Source organism: Leisingera sp. ANG-M7, assembly GCF_000813965.1.
Classification (GTDB): domain Bacteria; phylum Pseudomonadota; class Alphaproteobacteria; order Rhodobacterales; family Rhodobacteraceae; genus Leisingera.
Genome location: NZ_JWLI01000012.1, coordinates 65951 through 82729, shown reverse-complemented (window position 1 = coordinate 82729; position 16779 = coordinate 65951). Strand labels below are relative to the sequence as shown.

At 61.8% G+C, this 16779-nt stretch carries 17 protein-coding genes and 1 pseudogene; 9 read left to right on the top strand and 9 right to left on the bottom strand.

Annotated features, from left to right (window positions below; translation table 11 throughout):
• Nucleotides 1-8: 8 nt before the first annotated feature.
• Entirely contained in the window at nt 9-1112 is a 1104-nt protein-coding gene (locus RA26_RS14970) for a site-specific DNA-methyltransferase (protein WP_039184826.1), read from the top strand.
• 194 nt (nt 1113-1306) lie between these two features.
• Nucleotides 1307-2695, top strand: coding sequence for an adenylate/guanylate cyclase domain-containing protein (locus RA26_RS14965; protein WP_039184823.1), 1389 nt, complete (start codon nt 1307-1309; stop codon nt 2693-2695).
• Nucleotides 2696-2698: 3 nt separating this feature from the next.
• Here RA26_RS14965 and RA26_RS14960 read toward each other — a convergent pair whose 3' ends face one another.
• A complete protein-coding gene (locus RA26_RS14960) occupies nt 2699-3832 on the bottom strand; it encodes an alkane 1-monooxygenase (protein WP_039184821.1) in 1134 nt (377 codons plus the stop codon).
• An 84-nt stretch (nt 3833-3916) separates the two neighbouring features.
• A complete protein-coding gene (gene mutY, locus RA26_RS14955; protein WP_039184818.1) occupies nt 3917-4981 on the bottom strand; it encodes an A/G-specific adenine glycosylase in 1065 nt (354 codons plus the stop codon).
• 84 nt (nt 4982-5065) lie between these two features.
• Here mutY and RA26_RS14950 point away from each other — a divergent pair, with 84 nt between their 5' ends.
• Both RA26_RS14950 and RA26_RS14945 read left to right on the top strand, forming a co-directional pair.
• Nucleotides 5066-5593, top strand: coding sequence for a DUF721 domain-containing protein (locus tag RA26_RS14950; RefSeq protein ID WP_019297604.1), 528 nt, complete (start codon nt 5066-5068; stop codon nt 5591-5593).
• On the top strand, nt 5590-6261 hold the full coding sequence (locus RA26_RS14945; RefSeq protein WP_039184815.1) for a DsbA family protein: 672 nt from the start codon (nt 5590-5592) through the stop codon (nt 6259-6261). The genes RA26_RS14950 and RA26_RS14945 overlap by 4 nt, the downstream gene beginning before the upstream one ends.
• A gap of 70 nt (nt 6262-6331) precedes the next feature.
• Here the strand turns inward: RA26_RS14945 and lpxK are convergent, their stop codons facing one another.
• The 5 genes from lpxK to RA26_RS14920 form a co-directional block, all read right to left on the bottom strand.
• Complete coding sequence (lpxK, locus tag RA26_RS14940) at nt 6332-7333, bottom strand: tetraacyldisaccharide 4'-kinase (RefSeq protein WP_039184813.1); 1002 nt, start codon at nt 7331-7333, stop codon at nt 6332-6334.
• Entirely contained in the window at nt 7320-8513 is a 1194-nt protein-coding gene (locus RA26_RS14935; protein WP_039184811.1) for a 3-deoxy-D-manno-octulosonic acid transferase, read from the bottom strand. Before RA26_RS14935 ends, lpxK begins: the two co-directional genes overlap by 14 nt.
• A gap of 112 nt (nt 8514-8625) precedes the next feature.
• Nucleotides 8626-9429, bottom strand: a complete 804-nt coding sequence (locus RA26_RS14930; RefSeq protein ID WP_039184809.1) for an inositol monophosphatase family protein — start codon at nt 9427-9429, stop codon at nt 8626-8628.
• Entirely contained in the window at nt 9416-10762 is a 1347-nt protein-coding gene (locus RA26_RS14925; RefSeq protein WP_039184807.1) for a TldD/PmbA family protein, read from the bottom strand. The genes RA26_RS14930 and RA26_RS14925 overlap by 14 nt, the downstream gene beginning before the upstream one ends.
• Before the next feature lie 122 nt (nt 10763-10884).
• Nucleotides 10885-12408 (bottom strand): DUF2125 domain-containing protein, encoded by a 1524-nt coding sequence (locus tag RA26_RS14920; protein ID WP_039184805.1) that lies wholly within the window; start codon nt 12406-12408, stop codon nt 10885-10887.
• Nucleotides 12409-12543: 135 nt separating this feature from the next.
• Between RA26_RS14920 and RA26_RS14915 the strand changes: the two genes are divergently transcribed.
• The 4 genes and pseudogenes from RA26_RS14915 (at nt 12544) to RA26_RS23195 (ending at nt 14584) form a co-directional block, all read left to right on the top strand.
• Nucleotides 12544-13293, top strand: a complete 750-nt coding sequence (locus tag RA26_RS14915) for an SDR family oxidoreductase (RefSeq protein WP_039184803.1) — start codon at nt 12544-12546, stop codon at nt 13291-13293.
• Nucleotides 13290-13901 (top strand): enoyl-CoA hydratase/isomerase family protein, encoded by a 612-nt coding sequence (locus RA26_RS14910; RefSeq protein WP_039184800.1) that lies wholly within the window; start codon nt 13290-13292, stop codon nt 13899-13901. Before RA26_RS14915 ends, RA26_RS14910 begins: the two co-directional genes overlap by 4 nt.
• Nucleotides 13902-13975: 74 nt before the next feature.
• A pseudogene (locus tag RA26_RS23200) lies at nt 13976-14176 on the top strand (VOC family protein); the annotation flags it as partial.
• 195 nt (nt 14177-14371) lie between these two features.
• Entirely contained in the window at nt 14372-14584 is a 213-nt protein-coding gene (locus RA26_RS23195; RefSeq protein WP_241482658.1) for a hypothetical protein, read from the top strand.
• Here the strand turns inward: RA26_RS23195 and RA26_RS14900 are convergent.
• Nucleotides 14581-14874 (bottom strand): HNH endonuclease, encoded by a 294-nt coding sequence (locus RA26_RS14900; protein WP_039184798.1) that lies wholly within the window; start codon nt 14872-14874, stop codon nt 14581-14583. The two genes, RA26_RS23195 and RA26_RS14900, sit on opposite strands and share 4 nt — an antisense overlap.
• 68 nt (nt 14875-14942) lie before the next feature.
• Here RA26_RS14900 and RA26_RS14895 point away from each other — a divergent pair, with 68 nt between their 5' ends.
• The gene (locus RA26_RS14895; protein WP_039184797.1) at nt 14943-16142 is read left to right on the top strand and encodes a TIGR03862 family flavoprotein; all 1200 of its coding nucleotides are present in this window, start codon (nt 14943-14945) and stop codon (nt 16140-16142) included.
• Here the strand turns inward: RA26_RS14895 and RA26_RS14890 are convergent.
• Complete coding sequence (locus tag RA26_RS14890; RefSeq protein WP_039184795.1) at nt 16115-16705, bottom strand: glutathione S-transferase family protein; 591 nt, start codon at nt 16703-16705, stop codon at nt 16115-16117. The two genes, RA26_RS14895 and RA26_RS14890, sit on opposite strands and share 28 nt — an antisense overlap.
• Nucleotides 16706-16779: the final 74 nt, after the last annotated feature.

Sequence of the window (16779 nt, the reverse complement as noted above, 5' to 3'; positions counted from 1 at the left end):
GCAGAGCAATGAATAAAACCATGACAAAGGGCGCGGCAGCGCTCCCTTTAAACACGATTATTGGCGGTGACTGCGTCGAAGCAATGAACAGTCTGCCGGCCAATTCGGTTGATCTGATCTTTGCGGATCCGCCGTATAACCTGCAGCTGAAAGGCCAGCTGCACCGCCCTGACAACTCCAAAGTCGATGCTGTGGATGACCACTGGGACCAGTTCTCCAGCTTTCAGGCTTATGATCAGTTCACCCGCGAGTGGCTGAAGGCGGCGCGCCGGGTGCTGAAGCCGAATGGCTCTATCTGGGTGATCGGCTCCTACCACAATATCTTCCGTGTCGGCGCCGTGCTGCAGGACGAAGGCTACTGGGTGCTGAACGACGTCATCTGGCGCAAGTCCAACCCGATGCCGAATTTCCGCGGCAAACGGTTCACCAACGCGCATGAGACGATGATCTGGGCGTCCAAGTCCGAAGGCGCGAAGTACACCTTCAACTACGAAGCGCTGAAGGCACTGAACGAGGGCATCCAGATGCGCAGCGACTGGGTGCTGCCGATCTGCACCGGTCACGAGCGCCTGAAGGACGAAAACGGTGATAAGGCACATCCGACGCAGAAGCCGGAATCGCTGCTGCACCGGATCTTGGTGGGCGCGACCAACCCGGGCGACGTGGTTCTGGATCCGTTCTTTGGCACCGGCACCACCGGTGCTGTGGCCAAGATGCTGGGCCGCGAGTTCATCGGCATCGAGCGCGAGGAAGCCTACCGCAATGTGGCGGAGAAGCGGATCAAGGCAGTGCGCAAATTCGATCGCGAGGCGCTGGAGGTTTCCGCCAGCAAGCGCGCGGCGCCGCGGGTACCGTTCGGCCAGCTGGTTGAGCGCGGCATGCTGCGCCCGGGCGAAGAGCTCTATTCGATGAACCGCCGCCACAAAGCCAAGGTGCGTGCAGACGGCACCCTGATTGGCGACAACATCAAGGGTTCGATCCATCAGGTGGGTGCCCATCTGGAAAACGCCCCGTCCTGCAACGGCTGGACCTACTGGTGCTTCAAGCGCGACGGCAAGACCGTGCCGATCGACGTGTTGCGCCAGCAGATCCGGGCTGAAATGCAGAACTGACGGCCGCGGAGCTATTCAGAACACAACAGTCTATTGCAGGCGCCTGTGCAATTTGCACAGGCGCACACCTTGCCCCGCCTGGATCAGGCGGGGTTTTTTGCATGATTGATGTCCGATGCGCTATTTCCTGATTGCCGCAGGATCACTATCTGAAGTTCGATGCCTGCTACAGCCAGCGGGAAGAGGGAGAGCCAATGACCGATACGGCATTTGCAACCGGAACCGGTGCAGCCAGAGCAGAAGACGCAGGCAGTCAGGAACTCTCCGCTGCGGAAGGCAGGTTTGCGGAAGCTGCACTGGACGCGCACAAGCGGCGCGGGCTGCAGCTGGCCGTTCGCGCGCGCTGGATTGCGCTGCCGATTGTTGCGGTATTCATCGTCTTTCTGAACCCAGTCTGGAGTGTGCTGTATTACCACGGGCTTCTTGCGCTTCTGTGCCTGAACGGCTGGTTCATCAGCCGGGCCGGAAAGGTTGGCAAATCGCGGCTGGAGCTGTTCCTGATCTTCCTTGACCTTGCGGTTATGACCTTTGCGCTGGTTGTGCCCAATCCATTTGATGTTCGTGAAATTCCTGCGGCGATGCACTACAGGTTCGACAACTTCCAGTATTTCTTCATCATTCTTGCAGCGGGTACCATGGCCTATTCCTGGCGCACGGTGATTGCGATTGGAACCTGGACCGCGATGATGTGGCTGAGTGCGCTGGGGCTGGTCTGGTGGTTCTCAAGCCCGGTTCCTGGCCTGACGGAGGCTGTTGGCGCCGCCCTTGGCTTTGAGCCGGAACTGGCAGAGTTCTTTGACCCGAACAGCTTTGTGGTCAAATTGCGGGTGCAGGAAGCGCTTGTCTTTGTCCTGGTGGCAGTGACGCTGGGTTTCTCGGTGCGCCGGTTCAATGGGCTGCTGCGCAGCAACGCGAACCTGACACGGGAGCGGGTGAACCTGTCGCGCTACTTTTCACCCAACGTTGTGGAGCAGCTGTCCCAGAATGATGAACCGCTGAAGCAGGTGCGCAGCGAGAATGTGGCTGTGCTTTTCATAGACATCATCGGCTTCACCCGGCTGTCAGCGGGCATGGATCCGCATGCGGTGATTGATCTGTTGCGCGAGTTTCACGGCCGGATGGAGCGGGAGGTGTTCCGCCATCACGGCACGCTGGACAAGTATCTGGGAGACGGGCTGATGGCGACCTTTGGCACGCCGGTGGCTGGCAAGCAGGACGCCACCAACGCGCTGGCCTGCGCCCACGCGATGCGGGCTTCGCTTTCGAGATGGAACCGGGATCGCGCCAAACAAGGGAAGCCCGAGATCCGGGCCGGGATCGGTATTCATTATGGCGAGGCGCTGCTGGGTGATATCGGTGCCAACCGGCTGGAATATGCGGTCCTGGGCATGACGGTGAACATCGCCGCGCGGCTGGAGAACCTGACGCGCAGGCTGCAAACCAGTATTGTTGTCAGCGAAACAATGGCCGCGCAGGTCAAGGCTGAACTGGCGGGGCTGGACCTTCTGGACGGCGCAGCCCGCCATCCGGATCAGGAAGTGCGCGGGCTGGATCAGCCGATGACCGTCTTTGCTTGGGCCTGACCTCTAGCGCGGCATCGGGTTCTGCGCTTTGTTATAGGCGTGCCAGTTGGTGATTTCGGGATAGTAAGTCTGCCGCCAGCGGCGCACCCGCGGATTCATCACCCGCCGCCACAAGGGCGGGATCATCGCGGCAATGGTCATTACCGGATAGCCGTATGGCAGCTGCGGTGCGTCAGCCTCGGTGTAGTTCTGCAGCAGCGGAAAGCGGCGGTTCGGCTTGTAGTGGTGGTCCGAGTGGCGCTGCAGGTTGATCAGCAGCCAGTTCGATGCCTTGTGCGCCGCGTTCCAGGAGTGGCGCGGCTGGACAGGTTCGTATTTGCCCTCGCCCAGGTGTTTTCGGGTTAGGCCGTAGTGTTCGACATAGTTGACCACTTCCAGCTGCCAGATCGCGGTGCCGGCCTGAACCAGGAAGAGGAGGATGCCGGTCACCCCGCCGAGCATCAGGGCCAGCAGCAGCATGGCCGCCTGCAAGGTCCAGTAACGGAAGAACGGGTTGGAGCGGTCGGTCCAGGGGCGGTTTTTCTTGGCAAGTTTCTCCTTCTCGGCACGGAAGGCGGAGTGCCAGCACTGCCGCAGCACCCGCGGATAGAAACGATGGAAACCCTCATTGTAGCGGGCGGTAACCGGGTCCCGCGGAGTGCCGACGTAGCGATGATGCACCAGCAGGTGCTCGGACCGGAAGTGCGAGTACAGCACCATCGCCAGCAGGATATCCCCCAGCCAGCGTTCCACCCGGTTGGACTGGTGCATCAGTTCGTGGCTGTAGTTGATGCCGACGGCGCCCGTCACAACCCCGACACCGAAGAATGCGGCGAACTTTTCAAAGCCATTCAGGTGTTCAGCGCCGTTCACGTACCAGATCAGCCCGAACAGCGTGATGAACTGCAGCGGCACCCAGGCCGCTGTCAGTGCCTTGTACCACTTGAGGTCGCTGTCCGGTGTTTCCGGGTCGGCGTTTTCCAGGTTGAGCCCGAACATCCCGTCCAGCAGCGCAAACAGGTGCCAGGTGACCAGCGGCGGCAGCAGCAGTGCCCAGCCGCCCTGCAGCGCCGCGATCCAGACCAGCGGCAGCAGCAGGAAAGACATCCAGAACGGCAGGGCGCTTTGCCAGCGGGAAAGAGTTTCGGGGGCAATCATGCCAGGTCTCCCAAATCAGTCAGCGCGCGTTTGGGGAAACCCTATGCCCAGACATTTGAAAACCCAATAGGGGCGCGGGGTAACCTAGCGGCCTTTGTATAGATCGAAGGCTTTGCGCATCACCGTGGGCAGGCTGGAAGTGCGGAAATGGTGGCGTGAAATCAATTCCTGTTCCGCACTTTGATTGAACCCGCCAGGCAGTTCTGCGGTCATAATGCGCAGGATCAGGTGGAAATGGGTGAAGGTGTGCCGCACTTCTCCAGCCAGTTCCTGCCAATCCGCTTCAAAGGGCGGGTTCGGGACGGGCGCATCGCTCCAGTCCGAGCCGGGCCAGCCCAGCATGCCGCCCAGCAGACCTTTGTCCGGCCGCCGTTCCAGTAGCCAGGTGCCGTCGGCCGATTCCGCCAGATAAACGATTCCATGCCGGGTGGGTTTTGGCTTCTTTGGCGTTTTCTTGGGTAAATTGGCTGCGGTTCCGGCAATGCGGGCCGAACAGGGACTGCGCCAGGGGCAGATACCGCAGGCCGGGTTACGGGGAGTGCAGATGGTGGCGCCCAAGTCCATCACCGCCTGAGCATAATCGCCGGGGCGCTGCACTGGTGTGAGCTCCGCCGCACGGTCTTTCAACACCGGTTTGACGCCCGGGAGCGGGTCGTGGATGTCGTGAACACGGGCCATCACCCGCTCGACATTGCCATCGAGCACGGTTTCAGCGCGGTCAAAGGCGATGGAGGCGATGGCCGCAGCGGTGTAAGGGCCGATGCCGGGCAGCTTGAGCAGGCCCTCGTAGCTGTCCGGGAAGCTGCCGCCGTGATCCTGTGCTACCGCGCGGGCGCATTTCAGCAGGTTGCGGGCGCGGGCGTAATAACCAAGGCCGGCCCATTCGCTCATCACGTCGGCGTCTTCTGCGGCGGCCAGGTCCAGAACCGTTGGCCACCGGTTGGTGAAGCGCAGGAAGTAATCGCGCACGGCAGCCACGGTGGTCTGCTGCAGCATCACCTCGCTGAGCCAGATCCTGTAAGGGTCCGGGCGGTTGCCGGCGGCGCGGGCCGCCGGGCTGACACGCCAGGGCATCTCGCGGGCATGCACGTCATACCACGCAAGCAGCTCTTCGCTCATTGCGGCGGAATCGCTCTTTAAGTCACGCATTCGTTATTCCTTGGGCGGCGGTTTGGCTGGCGCCTGCATAACCGCTCTTTACAATAGGGCGGGCAGTCGAGCAAAACCTAGATCATGGCATTCAGGCGCAGCACCACACGCGGGTTCTCCCGGACCTCCAAGCTCCTCAGTGAGCAGATCCGCAAAGCGGGCGAAAGCCGCGGCTTCGCGGTGTCCCGGCTGCTGACCCATTGGGAGGAGATCGCCGGGCCGGATATTGCTGCGATGGCCCGTCCCGTGAACATCGGCTACGGACGGGGCTCCTTTGGTGCTACGCTGACGGTTCTGACCACTGGGGCCAATGCGCCGATGCTCGAAATGCAAAAGGAACGCCTTCGCGAGCGGGTGAACGCGGTATATGGTTTTAACGCTATTTCCAAGGTGCGGATCACGCAAACGGCACCGACGGGATTTTCCGACGGACGCGTGGAATTCAAATATGCCCCCAAGGTTCAAGCACCGCTGCAGCCGGACCCGCAGGATGCGGCTGAGGCCAGCAAGGCAGCCGAAGGGGTGGAAAATGACGATTTGCGCGCCGCCCTGGAGCGTCTGGGGCGCAATGTGCTGACAAAACAGAAAACGCAAGGAAAGGGGTTCAAATGACCCGTTTGATGTCTGGTGTCGTGGCCGCGGTTGCGGTGGTTGCGGGCGGTTATGCCCTGTCGGGTTTGGGCAGCCAGAGCAATCTGCCGGCAAATCCGCTGGTTGGCGCCGCGTTTGCGCAGGAAGCTGAAGTAGACACCTCGACCATAACAGAGATGACTTTGGGCGCCGAGGATGCGCCGGTCACGCTGATCGAATATGCATCCTATACCTGCCCGCACTGCGCGAGCTTTCATAACAATACCTTCAAGCAGCTGAAGGCGGATTACATCGATACCGGCAAGGTGAAGTTCATCTACCGCGAAGTTTATTTTGACCGCTACGGGCTGTGGGCTTCGATGATTGCCCGCTGCAGCGGACCGGAGAAGTTCTTTGGCATTTCCGACCTGATCTACAAGGAGCAGTCGGAATGGGCGCGGGCCGGCGGGGCGCCGGAGATCATTGATGAACTGCGCAAGATTGGCCGTTTGGCAGGCATCGAAAACGACCAGCTGGAGGCCTGTCTGCAGGACGGCGAGAAGGCGCAGACTCTGGTGACCTGGTATCAGGAAAATGCGACTGAGCATGGGATCGAATCCACCCCGTCCTTCATTCTGAACGGCGAGAAGGTTTCGAACCAGTCTTACGAAGACTTCAAGAAACTGCTGGATGCTGAACTCGAAAGCTAAGCACGAGTAAGCAGAACGATAATAGCCCGGGCCTGGTGCCCGGGCTTTTTCTTTGCAGGGCTATGGCAAGTCAGAGTGCAGGTGCGGCTGTTTTCAGCATGTCTTTCAGTCCCTCATCTCCGGCGATACGCAGGCGGACAGGCAGGGTAATGACCTTGGAGCGGAAACTGTCCGGCAGCCGCACGGCGTCCTTCTCGGTCGTGACCAGCTGCGCGTTTAGCAGCTTGGACTCGTTTTCCAGACGGTTCATCAACGCCGGGGTCAGCGGCTGATGATCGTCCAGAGCCTCAGACCGGGCAATATCGGCCCCAAGGTCGCGCAGAGTGCTGAAAAATTTCTGCGGATGGCCAATACCGGCAAAGGCCAGCACCCGGGTGCCGTGCCAGGGCATGCCGGTCTGCAGGGGCTCCAATGCGCCAGTGAAATGCGGCAGTCCTTGAATCCGGCCGCTCCAAACCGCGGTGAAAGCTTCCTGAGCCGGCTCCGCGCCCAGTGACAGAATTGCGTTGGCTCGTTTCAGCCCAGTGGCAACAGGTTCACGCAAGGGGCCTGCGGGCAGGCAGCGCCCGTTGCCGAAACCGTGCTGGGCATCGACCACAATAAGTGACAGGTCCTTGGCGACTGCGGGGTTCTGAAACCCGTCATCCAAAACGATAACCGTTGCCCCTGCCTCTGTTGCAGCACGGGCGCCTGCTGCACGGTCCTTGGCTACCCACACCTCGCCGAAGGCGGCCAGCAGCAGAGGCTCGTCCCCGGTCTGCGCTGCCTTGTGCTTGCCGGGAAACACCTGAACCGGCCCTTCCAGCGTTCCGCCATGGCCGCGGGTGACCACATGCGGTTCGTGACCGAGGCTGCGCAGGGTATCGAGCAGCCAAATTACGGTCGGCGTTTTGCCGGTGCCGCCAGCATTTAGGTTGCCGACGCAAATCACCGGCACACCGGGTGCAACGGGATTGCACTTTGTCAGCCGGGATGCAGTCGCGTGCGCATAGGCCCAACCCAGCGGAGCCAGCAGAGTTGACCGCAGATCGAATTCTCCCGGCGGCTTGTGCCAGAAATCAGGTGCCCGCATTGCTGTCCTCGCGCTGATCCAGGAGGGCTTGGACCTTCTCCAGGAGTGTGTCTGTTGTGGCCGCACTTTCGGTAACGCTTTGCCAGCCGGCCAGGGCCATCTCAGCTGCCTTGTCCGGTGCCGAAAGCGCAACAACAGTGTCGGACATTTCGCCTTGTGTCTGCACCCTGGTTGCGGCGCCGGCCTTGGTCAGCCTTTCGTAAAGCTCCCGGTGGGCGTGGATGCCTGGCCCATGCATCAGCGCACACCCGAGTGCAGCGGCATCAAGCGGCGACTGCCCCTGGGCTGCCGGGTCCAGGCTGCTGGCGATCAGCGCAACCGGCGACAAGCGGTACCAGAGGCCAAGGTCCTCGCCGGCGGTGAGCAGAACCTGGTTGTAGTCTTCCGGCTCGCCTCCGGCTTCCCAATCGGCAAAGGAAAGCCCGCTGTTCTGCACCAGGTCACGGGCCGTTTCCAGATCCGAGGGATTGTCCAGTGCAACCACCAGCAGCAGGCGGTGCAGCAGCCGCAACGCGGACCGGTGGGCATCCAGTACGCGGGGCAGCTCGTCCAGTTTGACGTGGGCCGCCAACCAGACCGGGCGGCTGCCCAGGGTTTCCTGCATGGAGGCCAGTTCATCGTCATTGCAGCCTGGGGGAACGGCAGACACGCGTAGCTTTCCGGCCAGTTCCAGCCTTTCAGCCGGGAAGCCCAGCCTGATCAGCCGGTCCCGAACCGTTTGGGATGGTGTCAGAATGCCAGTCAGGCTTTCCAGCATCCTGCGCCGCTGATCCGGTAGCCAGCGGCTGGTGCGGTGCGGCAGTTCATTATCCAGAAGGTCGGCCAGAAGCACACCTGTACCCTGGTCACGCAAATGCCGCAGCATGACCCGCCGGGCCGGCGCACCGGTCCATATACAGGCATCGGGCTGCCAATGCGCGACGAATTCGCGGGCCTCTGCCAGGGTGTCTTCCGCCAGCGGGCCGACCGGGACGTCGCAGCCAACAGTGCCGGTCAGATGCAATCCCGGCTCCCAGCTGGCCAGCACAGACAGATCCGGGCGCAGGGTCTTGAGACGGCGTCCGATGTCGCAGAGCGCGAGGTAGCGCTCTGGTGTTGTCGCGTGCACCCAGAGCAGTTCCCCCGGAGGGCGGGGCTGCAGCACCGCAGGGCGGCTGGAATTTGTGGTTCGCCGTTGCATCTGTTTCGATTTGATTTTTCCGGCCAAAGGTAGCTGCAACATGCGGGGTTGTCTGTGAAAAACTTGAGCCTTGCCTTTGCGGGCGGCGCAGACCGCATAAGCTGCAGCTGGTTCAATGTCCAGCGATGCCAGGCCCCGCCGGGTCCAGCGCCGCCATCAGCGCCGTGTGCAGGGGCGTGTTTCCGGCAACCACTCCGTTCAGCCGGGGGTGCGGGTTGTTGAAGCAAAGCAGGCTGCCTGACCTGTCCGTGATGGTGCCGCTTGCCTCGCGCACAAGAAGATCACCGGCGGCGATGTCCCATTCCCAGCTCGGGCGCAGGGTCAGCATGGCACCGAACCGGCCGTCTGCCACTTTGGCTAGCCGGTAAGCAAGCGATGGCCGGTAGCTGCGGATGAAGGCAGGCGGTGTGCCGCCCTGCCAGTGGTGCGGAAGCAGATTGGGCTTGGCGGCCAGGATTTCGGTGTCCGCAAGCTCAGTCGCAGAAGAAATTCTGATCGGGCTGCCATTGCAGGCCGCTCCCCGTCCCTTGGCGGCGGTGTACATCAGTTCCCGCTGGGGCAAATAGATCACCGCAGCCGTCACTTCACCATGTTCCGCAACTGCGATGGAATGCGCCCAGGTGCGGGAGCCTTCGGCAAAGCTGCGGGTGCCGTCGATCGGGTCTATGATGAACACCCGATCGCGCGTCAGGCGGGCAGCGTTGTCTTCCGTCTCCTCCGACAGCCAGCCGTAACAGGGCCGTGCCTGCTGCAGCATGTCTTCAAGCATGGTGTTTACGGCTAGGTCAGCTTCGGTCACTGGTCCCGCACCGCCGGGCTTGTCCCAGCGTTTGGCGTCGGGTCCGGTGTAGCGGCATGCGATGTCTCCGGCCTGTTCCGCCGCTTTTACAAGCAGGGAAAGGTCAGTTGCCGGCAAGAGTCATTCCTTCGACCAGCAGTGAGGGCACTACGGTGGACAGATGCGTGCGTGCGTCATTGGCTGGCACAATCCGGCGCAGCATGTCGTGCAGATTGCCTGCAATAGTGCATTCATTGACCGGATAGGCGATTTCGCCGTTCTCCACCCAGAAACCGGATGCACCGCGGGAATAGTCACCGGTGTTGGGATTGATGGTGGAGCCGATCATCGACGTGACCAGCAGGCCGGTGCCCATCTGGGCGACCAGATCTTCGCGGCTGGCTTCGCCCTGGGTCAGCGCGATGTTCCAGGTCGAGGGCGACGGCACCCCACCGATGCCGCGGGCGGCGTTGCCGGTGCTTTCCAGCCCCAGCTTTCGGGCTGAGGCCAGGTCCAGCGTCCAGCCGGTCAGAACGCCGTTGTCGACAACAGTGCGCTGGCGGGTCGCCAGACCCTCGCCGTCAAAGGGGCGGGAGCCGGAAATCCGCGGCCGATGCGGATCCTCGACCACAGAGAGCGTCTCAGGCAGCACCTGCTGGCCAAGCGAGTCCTTCAGCCAGGAGGAGCCGCGGGCAATTGCGGCGCCGTTGGCAGCGGACATCAGATGGCCGATCAGCGAAGAGGAAATGCGTTCATCAAATAACACAGGGAAGCTGCCGGTCTTGGGCTTGCGGGCACCCAGCCGCGCGACTGCGCGCTCACCTGCGGTGCGGCCAATCTCTTCGGCGCTGCGCAGATCAGACTGGAAGGTTCGGGAATCGCCGTCGTGGTCCCGCTCCATGCCGGTACCTTTGCCCGCGATCCCGGTGCAGGATAGAGACCGGCCGGTGCGCTGATAGCCTCCTGAGAAACCGTTGGTGGCTGCCAGATGCACCACATGGCAGCCATATCCGGCGGCCGCGGATTGTACCTGTGTGATACCGTCCACCGCATGACAGGCGGTTTCGGCTGCAAGCGCGTCCTCTTGCAGGGTTGCTGGCTCAGGCTCGCCGCTCGGGTCTTCCAGCTCCAGTGCTGCCAAATTCCAATTCTTCGCAAGCTGAGACGGGTCAGCGAGGCCTGCATAAGGGTCTTCTGGCGCCTCCCTGGCCATGGCAACGGCGCGTTCGGCCATCGCTGCGATGGTTTCGGGCCGCATGTCGGAGGAAGAGACCAGCGCCTGACGTTTGCCTACAAACACCCGCAGTCCCAGATCGGTGCCTTCGGAACGTTCCGCATGTTCCAGCTTGCCCTCGCGGACTTCGATGCTGAGAGAGCTGCCCTCGGCCGCCATGGCGTCAGCGGCATCCGCACCGGCCTTGCGGGCGGCATCAATCAGGGCGTGGCAAAGCGCTTCGGGGAATTGGGTCATGGGCACCTTCTGTTCTGCTCTTTAAAAGAGCTATCCAGTGAAGCGACATGCCGCAAGTGCGGGGTGCAAAAAAGGGGCTGCGTGAGGCAGCCCCTTTCCAGATCTTCTAAAGGATTTGACGGTTACTTGATGCGCTGGCCGTTGGCGAGCACCTGGCCGTCTTCGGTGACTTCTATCTTGGAGGTCAGGGTGTCTTCACCTTCGCCCGGAATCGCCAGCATGCCCATCATCATCCGCGCGCCCATGGCGTCGCTGTCGGACATCAGGCCCATGCCGATCAGCTTGTCGATCAAGGTGTTTGCACCGACCAGCTTGAGGTTGGCCTCACCTGCCGGTGCCGGCATGCCGTCGAAGCTGGTGAGGTCTTCGTTGTTGAAGGTGAAGTCGCCGGTGCCGGTCAGCTCGGCACCTGCAGCGGAAACCTGCAGCTGCTTCACGGTCAGCGCGTTCAGCTCACCAGGTTGTTCCTCACCCTTTTCCACGGCTTCCATGGCTTCCGTGTCGAACAGGTCAAACAGCACCTTGCCTTTGCCGGCCAGGTCCAGAATGACGGTTGCCGGGTCATGCGGCAGCTGGCCGGTCGGGTCGACCATGCCCCACAGCATTTCCGGAACTGCAAAGTCGCGCAGGGTAACGCCAAGTGCGAAGTCCTGCTCTTCTTCAGACTTGGCCAGCGGCATCATCAGTTTGAAGCCGGTCTCCGCCATGCTGAGCGCCAGTGGGAACGGAATCTCGGAGCCGGAGATGTTCACATTGGTTGCAACCTGCGACACGTCGTAGGTCAGGTGCTGCTTGTCCATCGAAACGGTGAAGGCGCCGCCTTGGGAGTTGCTTTCCATGGCGAAGCTTTCGCTGCCATCCACGCCGGAGATAGAACCATTGCCGCCGGTGAACGTGAACGTGCCGTCGAAGGCAAAGCCAGCTTTCAGCAGCGCACCCATGTCGGGGCTTTTCAGCCCTTCGGGAACGGTGCCGGTGCCGGTGAAGCTCAGGCCCTGCAGCGCGCCCTTGAATGCGCCGGTGCCTTCGCCTTCGGGATCATTGAAACCCATGTCATAGCTGAGGCTGGAGGCGGTCATGGTCTGGTCGTAGCTGCGGCCCCCGTCAACCTTCATGGTGCTTTTGGTGACAACGTCGTTCATCTCGACCTGAACTTTTGCCACCTCTGCGGGAACTGGCTCACCGTCCGCTGACAGCTCGTTCAGCGTCATGGTCACCTTGGAGGAGCTGTAGTCGTAGCTCATGTTCCCGGCATCACCGGCGACTTTCATCGGCGAGCCATCGTGGGAATAGATCAGTTTGCCTGCAAAGGTTTCGCCATCGCCGGAGAACTCAAAACCCATCGGAAACTCGGCGGGCAGCAGCACATTGACGGTGCCGTCGCCGTTCTCAACGAACTGGACTTCGGGGAAGCTGATGGTGCCGGAACCGTCTTCTTCGGGGATCGGCATGGCCATGGACACATCGGAAACGGTCAGGGTGTTGCCTGAAACAGCTTCAGTTCCGGAGACGGTGTAGCCGGTGCTGGTCAGATACGCCTTCCAGTCGGCCCAGACGTCCTGTGCGCTCAGGTCGGCGAGGGCGCCTTGAGCGGAAACAACCAAAATTGCCGCTGCGGCACCGCCGCGCGCAAGAATAACGGACATTAGAGAACCTTTCTCTGAGAGATAATTGAAAACATCGTCGGCCCGGCGGGCGGTGCCGTCAAGGGGGCCTTGGGCTGGACCGTTCCCCCTAACCGCTTTACCACTTGGGTTATCAGTCACTTGGAGGTTGCGGGCATGGAATTCAACGGAAAAACAGTTGCAATTACAGGAGCCAGCCGCGGGATCGGCGCGGATGCCGCCCGTGTATTTGCCGCCGCTGGAGCCAATCTGGCCTTGCTGGCAAGGAATGCGGATGCACTGCAGGACCTTGCGGGTGAGATCGGCAAGAATGTGCTGACATTTGCGTGCGACGTTTCTGACTACGCTTCCATTGAGGCCGCGCTGGGCGCGGCGCACCAGAAATTTGGCAGTTTGGACATCCTGATCAATAATGCCGGTGTGATCGAGCCGATTTCCCGGCTGGAGGACGCATCGCCGGAGGGCTGGGGTAAGCTGATCGACATCAACTTAAAAGGCGTGTTCAACGGTATGCGGGCTGCTCTGCCGCTGATGAAGCCATCGGGAGGCGGAACCATAATCACCGTCAGCTCCGGCGCCGCGCACCGGCCGCTGGAGGGGTGGAGCGCTTATTGCTCTTCCAAGGCAGGCGCAGCGATGCTGACCTCTGCGCTCGATTTAGAGGAGCGCGCAAATGGTATCCGCGCTATGGGCTTGTCGCCAGGAACTGTGGCGACCCAGATGCAGCGGGAGATCAAGGCCAGCGGCATTAACCCGGTGAGCGAGCTGGAATGGGAAGACCACATTCCTGCCGAATGGCCCGCCCGGACGCTTATGTGGATGTGCACGCCGGATGCGGATGACTTTATAGGTCAGGAAGTCTCTCTGCGTGAGGACGGCATCCGCCAGCGGGTGGGCCTGAAATGATCGGGCTGGAGATCGCGGAAAACGGGCTGTGGACTGTCACTGTCAACCGGCCGGACAAGGCGAACTCTTTGACTGAGTCGATGCTGACGGAACTGGCAGAGATCGCCGAACGCGCGCAGGAGGCCCGTGGGCTTATCCTGACTGGAACAGGCAAGGTGTTCAGCGCCGGTGCCGATCTGGAGGAGGCGCGGGCAGGCCTTGCGACCTCGCCTGTATGGGAGCGGCTGTCGGCGGCAATGGCAGCAGTTCCCTGCCTCAAAGTAGCTGCGCTGAACGGCACATTGGCGGGCGGTGCAAATGGTATGGTGCTGGCCTGCGATATCCGTATAGCGGTGCCGTCGGCAAAGTTCTTCTACCCGGTCATGAAGCTCGGCTACCTGCCGCAGCCTTCGGATGCAGGTCGGATGTCAGCACTGATCGGGCCGGCCCGGACCAAGCTGATTGTGGCTGCCGGGCAGAAAATCACGGCACAGGAGGCCTACGATTATGGATTGGTGGACCGGATCGTTGAGCCGGAAGCACTGATGGACACAGCCCGTGATCTTCTGACGCATTCGCTGGAGGCCAATCCGGAGGTCGCGGCGGGCATCCTGCGGATGTGCCGGTGAAGCGGCTTTCAGGGCTCCAGTTGCAAGTCGAAGACCCCAAGCGGCTGGCTGGCTTCTATGCGGATGTGTTTGGCATGAAGGCTTGGGCCGACGGCGAGATCTGGCGGGCCGGTTATGCAGGTGAAGACGCAGATCTTATCTTTCTGCCCGGTGGAACCCGGGCTCCTCATGCCCGCGATGAGCGCTTCTGGAAGATTGGCATCTGCCTGCCCAATCTGGATATTGCGTGTGAGCACTTGCGGCAAAAGGGCATAGAGGTATCGGCGCCGCATCAGTTTCGCGACATAGGTTATATGGCGCATCTGCATGATCCTGAAGGGTTCGCTTTGGAACTGTTGCAGCATGATTTCCTGTGCAACCGGCCTGACGGTGCTGGTGATCCTGCTCAGCTTCTGGGCGGCGGGGCTCATGTCGGGCAGATCACATTGCGGACCGGGGACATCGCCGCTGAGCTGATCCTTCACACGGACATGAAACTGCTATCGGTACAGGACGTGGCGGAGTTCGGTTTCGACCTGCATTTCCTGGCCTATACCGAAGAGACGCCGCCGGACCCGGACTTGCAGTCGGTGGCGAACCGGGAATGGCTGTGGCGGCGGCCCTACACAACGCTGGAATTTCAGCACATTCCCGGGGCGCAGCTGCGTGACAGCCCGGCCTTTAAGGGGCTTGAGATTAGTTAGCGCTTGCGCCGCTTGCCGGGCACGCGTGAGCGGAATTCCGGCGGGCGTTTCTGAACCCAGGCGATGAACTTTGCCAGCCGCGGATGGGTTTGCAGCGTTTCCGGTGTGTTGAAGTCGCGGGCCAGTTCCGCCTCTGTCAGCGTGGCGTGAATCTCGCGGTGGCAGATGTCATGCAGCAGAACGGTTGGTCCGCCCTTGCCTCCTTTCAGTTTTGGGATCAGATGGTGCAGGCTTTGCGGCGCGCCCTTTGGGATGGGGCGGCCGCACAGCGGGCAGTACGGATCAGACATGCACAAGCCTCAACTGGTTTCGTGCGGGCACTAGACACGCCGGCGGCAAGGGCTGGCAAGGGGATGGCATGACAGAGGCGTGGGACGCAGTGGTGATCGGAGCCGGGCCAGCAGGGCTGATGGCTGCCGAAGAACTGGGCCGCGCCGGGCACCAGGTGCTGGTGGCTGAGGCCAAGCCGTCAGCTGCCCGCAAGTTCTTGATGGCGGGTAAATCCGGCCTGAACCTGACCAAGGACGAATCTTTCGAACAGCTGATCACCCGCTACGGTGAGGCGGCGGACTGGCTGGAGCCGATGATCCGGGCCTTTGATGCGCAGGCCGTGCAGGTCTGGGCGCAGGGACTGGGGAGCGAGCTGTTCACCGGTTCTACCGGCCGGGTGTTCCCGAAGGTAATGAAAGCGTCGCCGCTTTTACGGGCTTGGCTGGGCCGTTTGGGCGGCAATGGCGTGCAGATCCGCACCCGCTGGCGCTGGGCAGGCTGGGACGGCTCAGCTCTAATATTTGAAACGCCGGACGGTTCTGTGCGGATTGAGGCAGGTGCCGTTGTTCTGGCGCTTGGCGGCGCAAGCTGGGCGCGGCTGGGGTCGGACGGGGCGTGGCGGCCGCTGTTGCAGGAGCGAGCTGTAGAAGTCTCGCCATTCAAGCCTGCCAATGCCGGGCTGCTGGTGGAGTGGTCCAAGCATTTGGCACCGCAATTCGGCCAGCCGCTCAAAGGGATTGCGCTGCGGGCGGGCGGCCAGGTTTCGCGCGGTGAAGCGGTGATTTCGCAGCGCGGGCTGGAGGGCGGAGGCATCTATTCCGTCTGTGCCGCGGTGCGGGAGGGGGCGGTGCTGCATATGGATCTGCTTCCGGATCTGGAAGAGGCGGAAGTTGCCCGCCGCCTGTCCCGCCCGCGTGGCAAGGTGAGTTTCTCCAATCACCTGCGCAAGGCTTTGAAGCTGTCACCGGCATCCGTGGCGCTGCTGCAGGAATTCGGGCGTCCGCTGCCGCAGGAGGCGCAGGCCCTGGCAAGTCTGATCAAGGCGCTGCCGGTGCAACACGCGGGGTTGCGCCCTATGGACGAGGCGATATCGACCGCCGGCGGGGTTTGCCGCGATGCTGTGGATGGCAACTTGATGCTGAAGCAAATCCCCGGAGCTTTCTGCGCCGGGGAGATGCTGGACTGGGAAGCCCCGACGGGCGGCTATCTTCTGACCGCCTGTCTGGCAACCGGGCGCTGGGCAGGGCAGGCGGCGGCGGGTTACTTGGCGAGTTCGGCCACCCGTTGAAAAGCCGGGCGCTCCCGCATCCGTTTACCGTAGTCTTGCAGCTTTTCACTCTCGATCGGGAACTTGGCGCTGCGCGCCCAGTTCAGGCAATGGGTGCAGATGATATCGGCGATGGTGAAGTCCTCCCCCATCAGGAAGGAGCCTGTGATCTTGCTTTCAAGACGCGACAGATTGTGGGCAAACTCCCATTTCAGGCTGCCTTTCACCTCAGGCACCCGCTGTTCCTGCGGCAGAATGAAGCTGTGTCTGGCAGCGGCCCACAGGACGGCATCGACCTCGTCCAGCAAAAGATGGGTCATCGCGTCCTGCTTGGCACGCGCAATAGAGCCAGCGGGAGCGGTCAGCGCACCGTGCTTGTCAGCCAGGTAAGTGATTATAGCAGTCGAATCGGTGATGACCTCACCTTCCGCCTGCAGCACCGGCACCTTGCCAGAGACATTCAGCGCCTGCACTTCTGGGCTGCGGGGGCCATACTGACTCAGCTCGTAAGCCTGACCAAGCTCTTCAAGCGCCCACAGCACCCGGAAGGTGCGGGTAAGCGGAATGCCGGTGACCGTATACATCGTCTTTCTCCTGTTCTTACGGTGCCATGATGAGCGGCGCTGCAAGGCGGATCAAGCGGGACGGTGCGTTTCGG

Coding starts and splice junctions, on each gene's coding strand:
- RA26_RS14970 (WP_039184826.1), top strand. CDS start 9: ATGAATAAAACCATGACAAAGGGCGCGGCAGCGCTCCCTTTAAACACG.
- RA26_RS14965 (WP_039184823.1), top strand. CDS start 1,307: ATGACCGATACGGCATTTGCAACCGGAACCGGTGCAGCCAGAGCAGAA.
- RA26_RS14960 (WP_039184821.1), bottom strand. CDS start 3,832: ATGATTGCCCCCGAAACTCTTTCCCGCTGGCAAAGCGCCCTGCCGTTC.
- mutY (WP_039184818.1), bottom strand. CDS start 4,981: ATGCGTGACTTAAAGAGCGATTCCGCCGCAATGAGCGAAGAGCTGCTT.
- RA26_RS14950 (WP_019297604.1), top strand. CDS start 5,066: ATGGCATTCAGGCGCAGCACCACACGCGGGTTCTCCCGGACCTCCAAG.
- RA26_RS14945 (WP_039184815.1), top strand. CDS start 5,590: ATGACCCGTTTGATGTCTGGTGTCGTGGCCGCGGTTGCGGTGGTTGCG.
- lpxK (WP_039184813.1), bottom strand. CDS start 7,333: ATGCGGGCACCTGATTTCTGGCACAAGCCGCCGGGAGAATTCGATCTG.
- RA26_RS14935 (WP_039184811.1), bottom strand. CDS start 8,513: ATGCAACGGCGAACCACAAATTCCAGCCGCCCTGCGGTGCTGCAGCCC.
- RA26_RS14925 (WP_039184807.1), bottom strand. CDS start 10,762: ATGACCCAATTCCCCGAAGCGCTTTGCCACGCCCTGATTGATGCCGCC.
- RA26_RS14920 (WP_039184805.1), bottom strand. CDS start 12,408: ATGTCCGTTATTCTTGCGCGCGGCGGTGCCGCAGCGGCAATTTTGGTT.
- RA26_RS14915 (WP_039184803.1), top strand. CDS start 12,544: ATGGAATTCAACGGAAAAACAGTTGCAATTACAGGAGCCAGCCGCGGG.
- RA26_RS14910 (WP_039184800.1), top strand. CDS start 13,290: ATGATCGGGCTGGAGATCGCGGAAAACGGGCTGTGGACTGTCACTGTC.
- RA26_RS23195 (WP_241482658.1), top strand. CDS start 14,372: ATGAAACTGCTATCGGTACAGGACGTGGCGGAGTTCGGTTTCGACCTG.
- RA26_RS14900 (WP_039184798.1), bottom strand. CDS start 14,874: ATGTCTGATCCGTACTGCCCGCTGTGCGGCCGCCCCATCCCAAAGGGC.
- RA26_RS14895 (WP_039184797.1), top strand. CDS start 14,943: ATGACAGAGGCGTGGGACGCAGTGGTGATCGGAGCCGGGCCAGCAGGG.
- RA26_RS14890 (WP_039184795.1), bottom strand. CDS start 16,705: ATGTATACGGTCACCGGCATTCCGCTTACCCGCACCTTCCGGGTGCTG.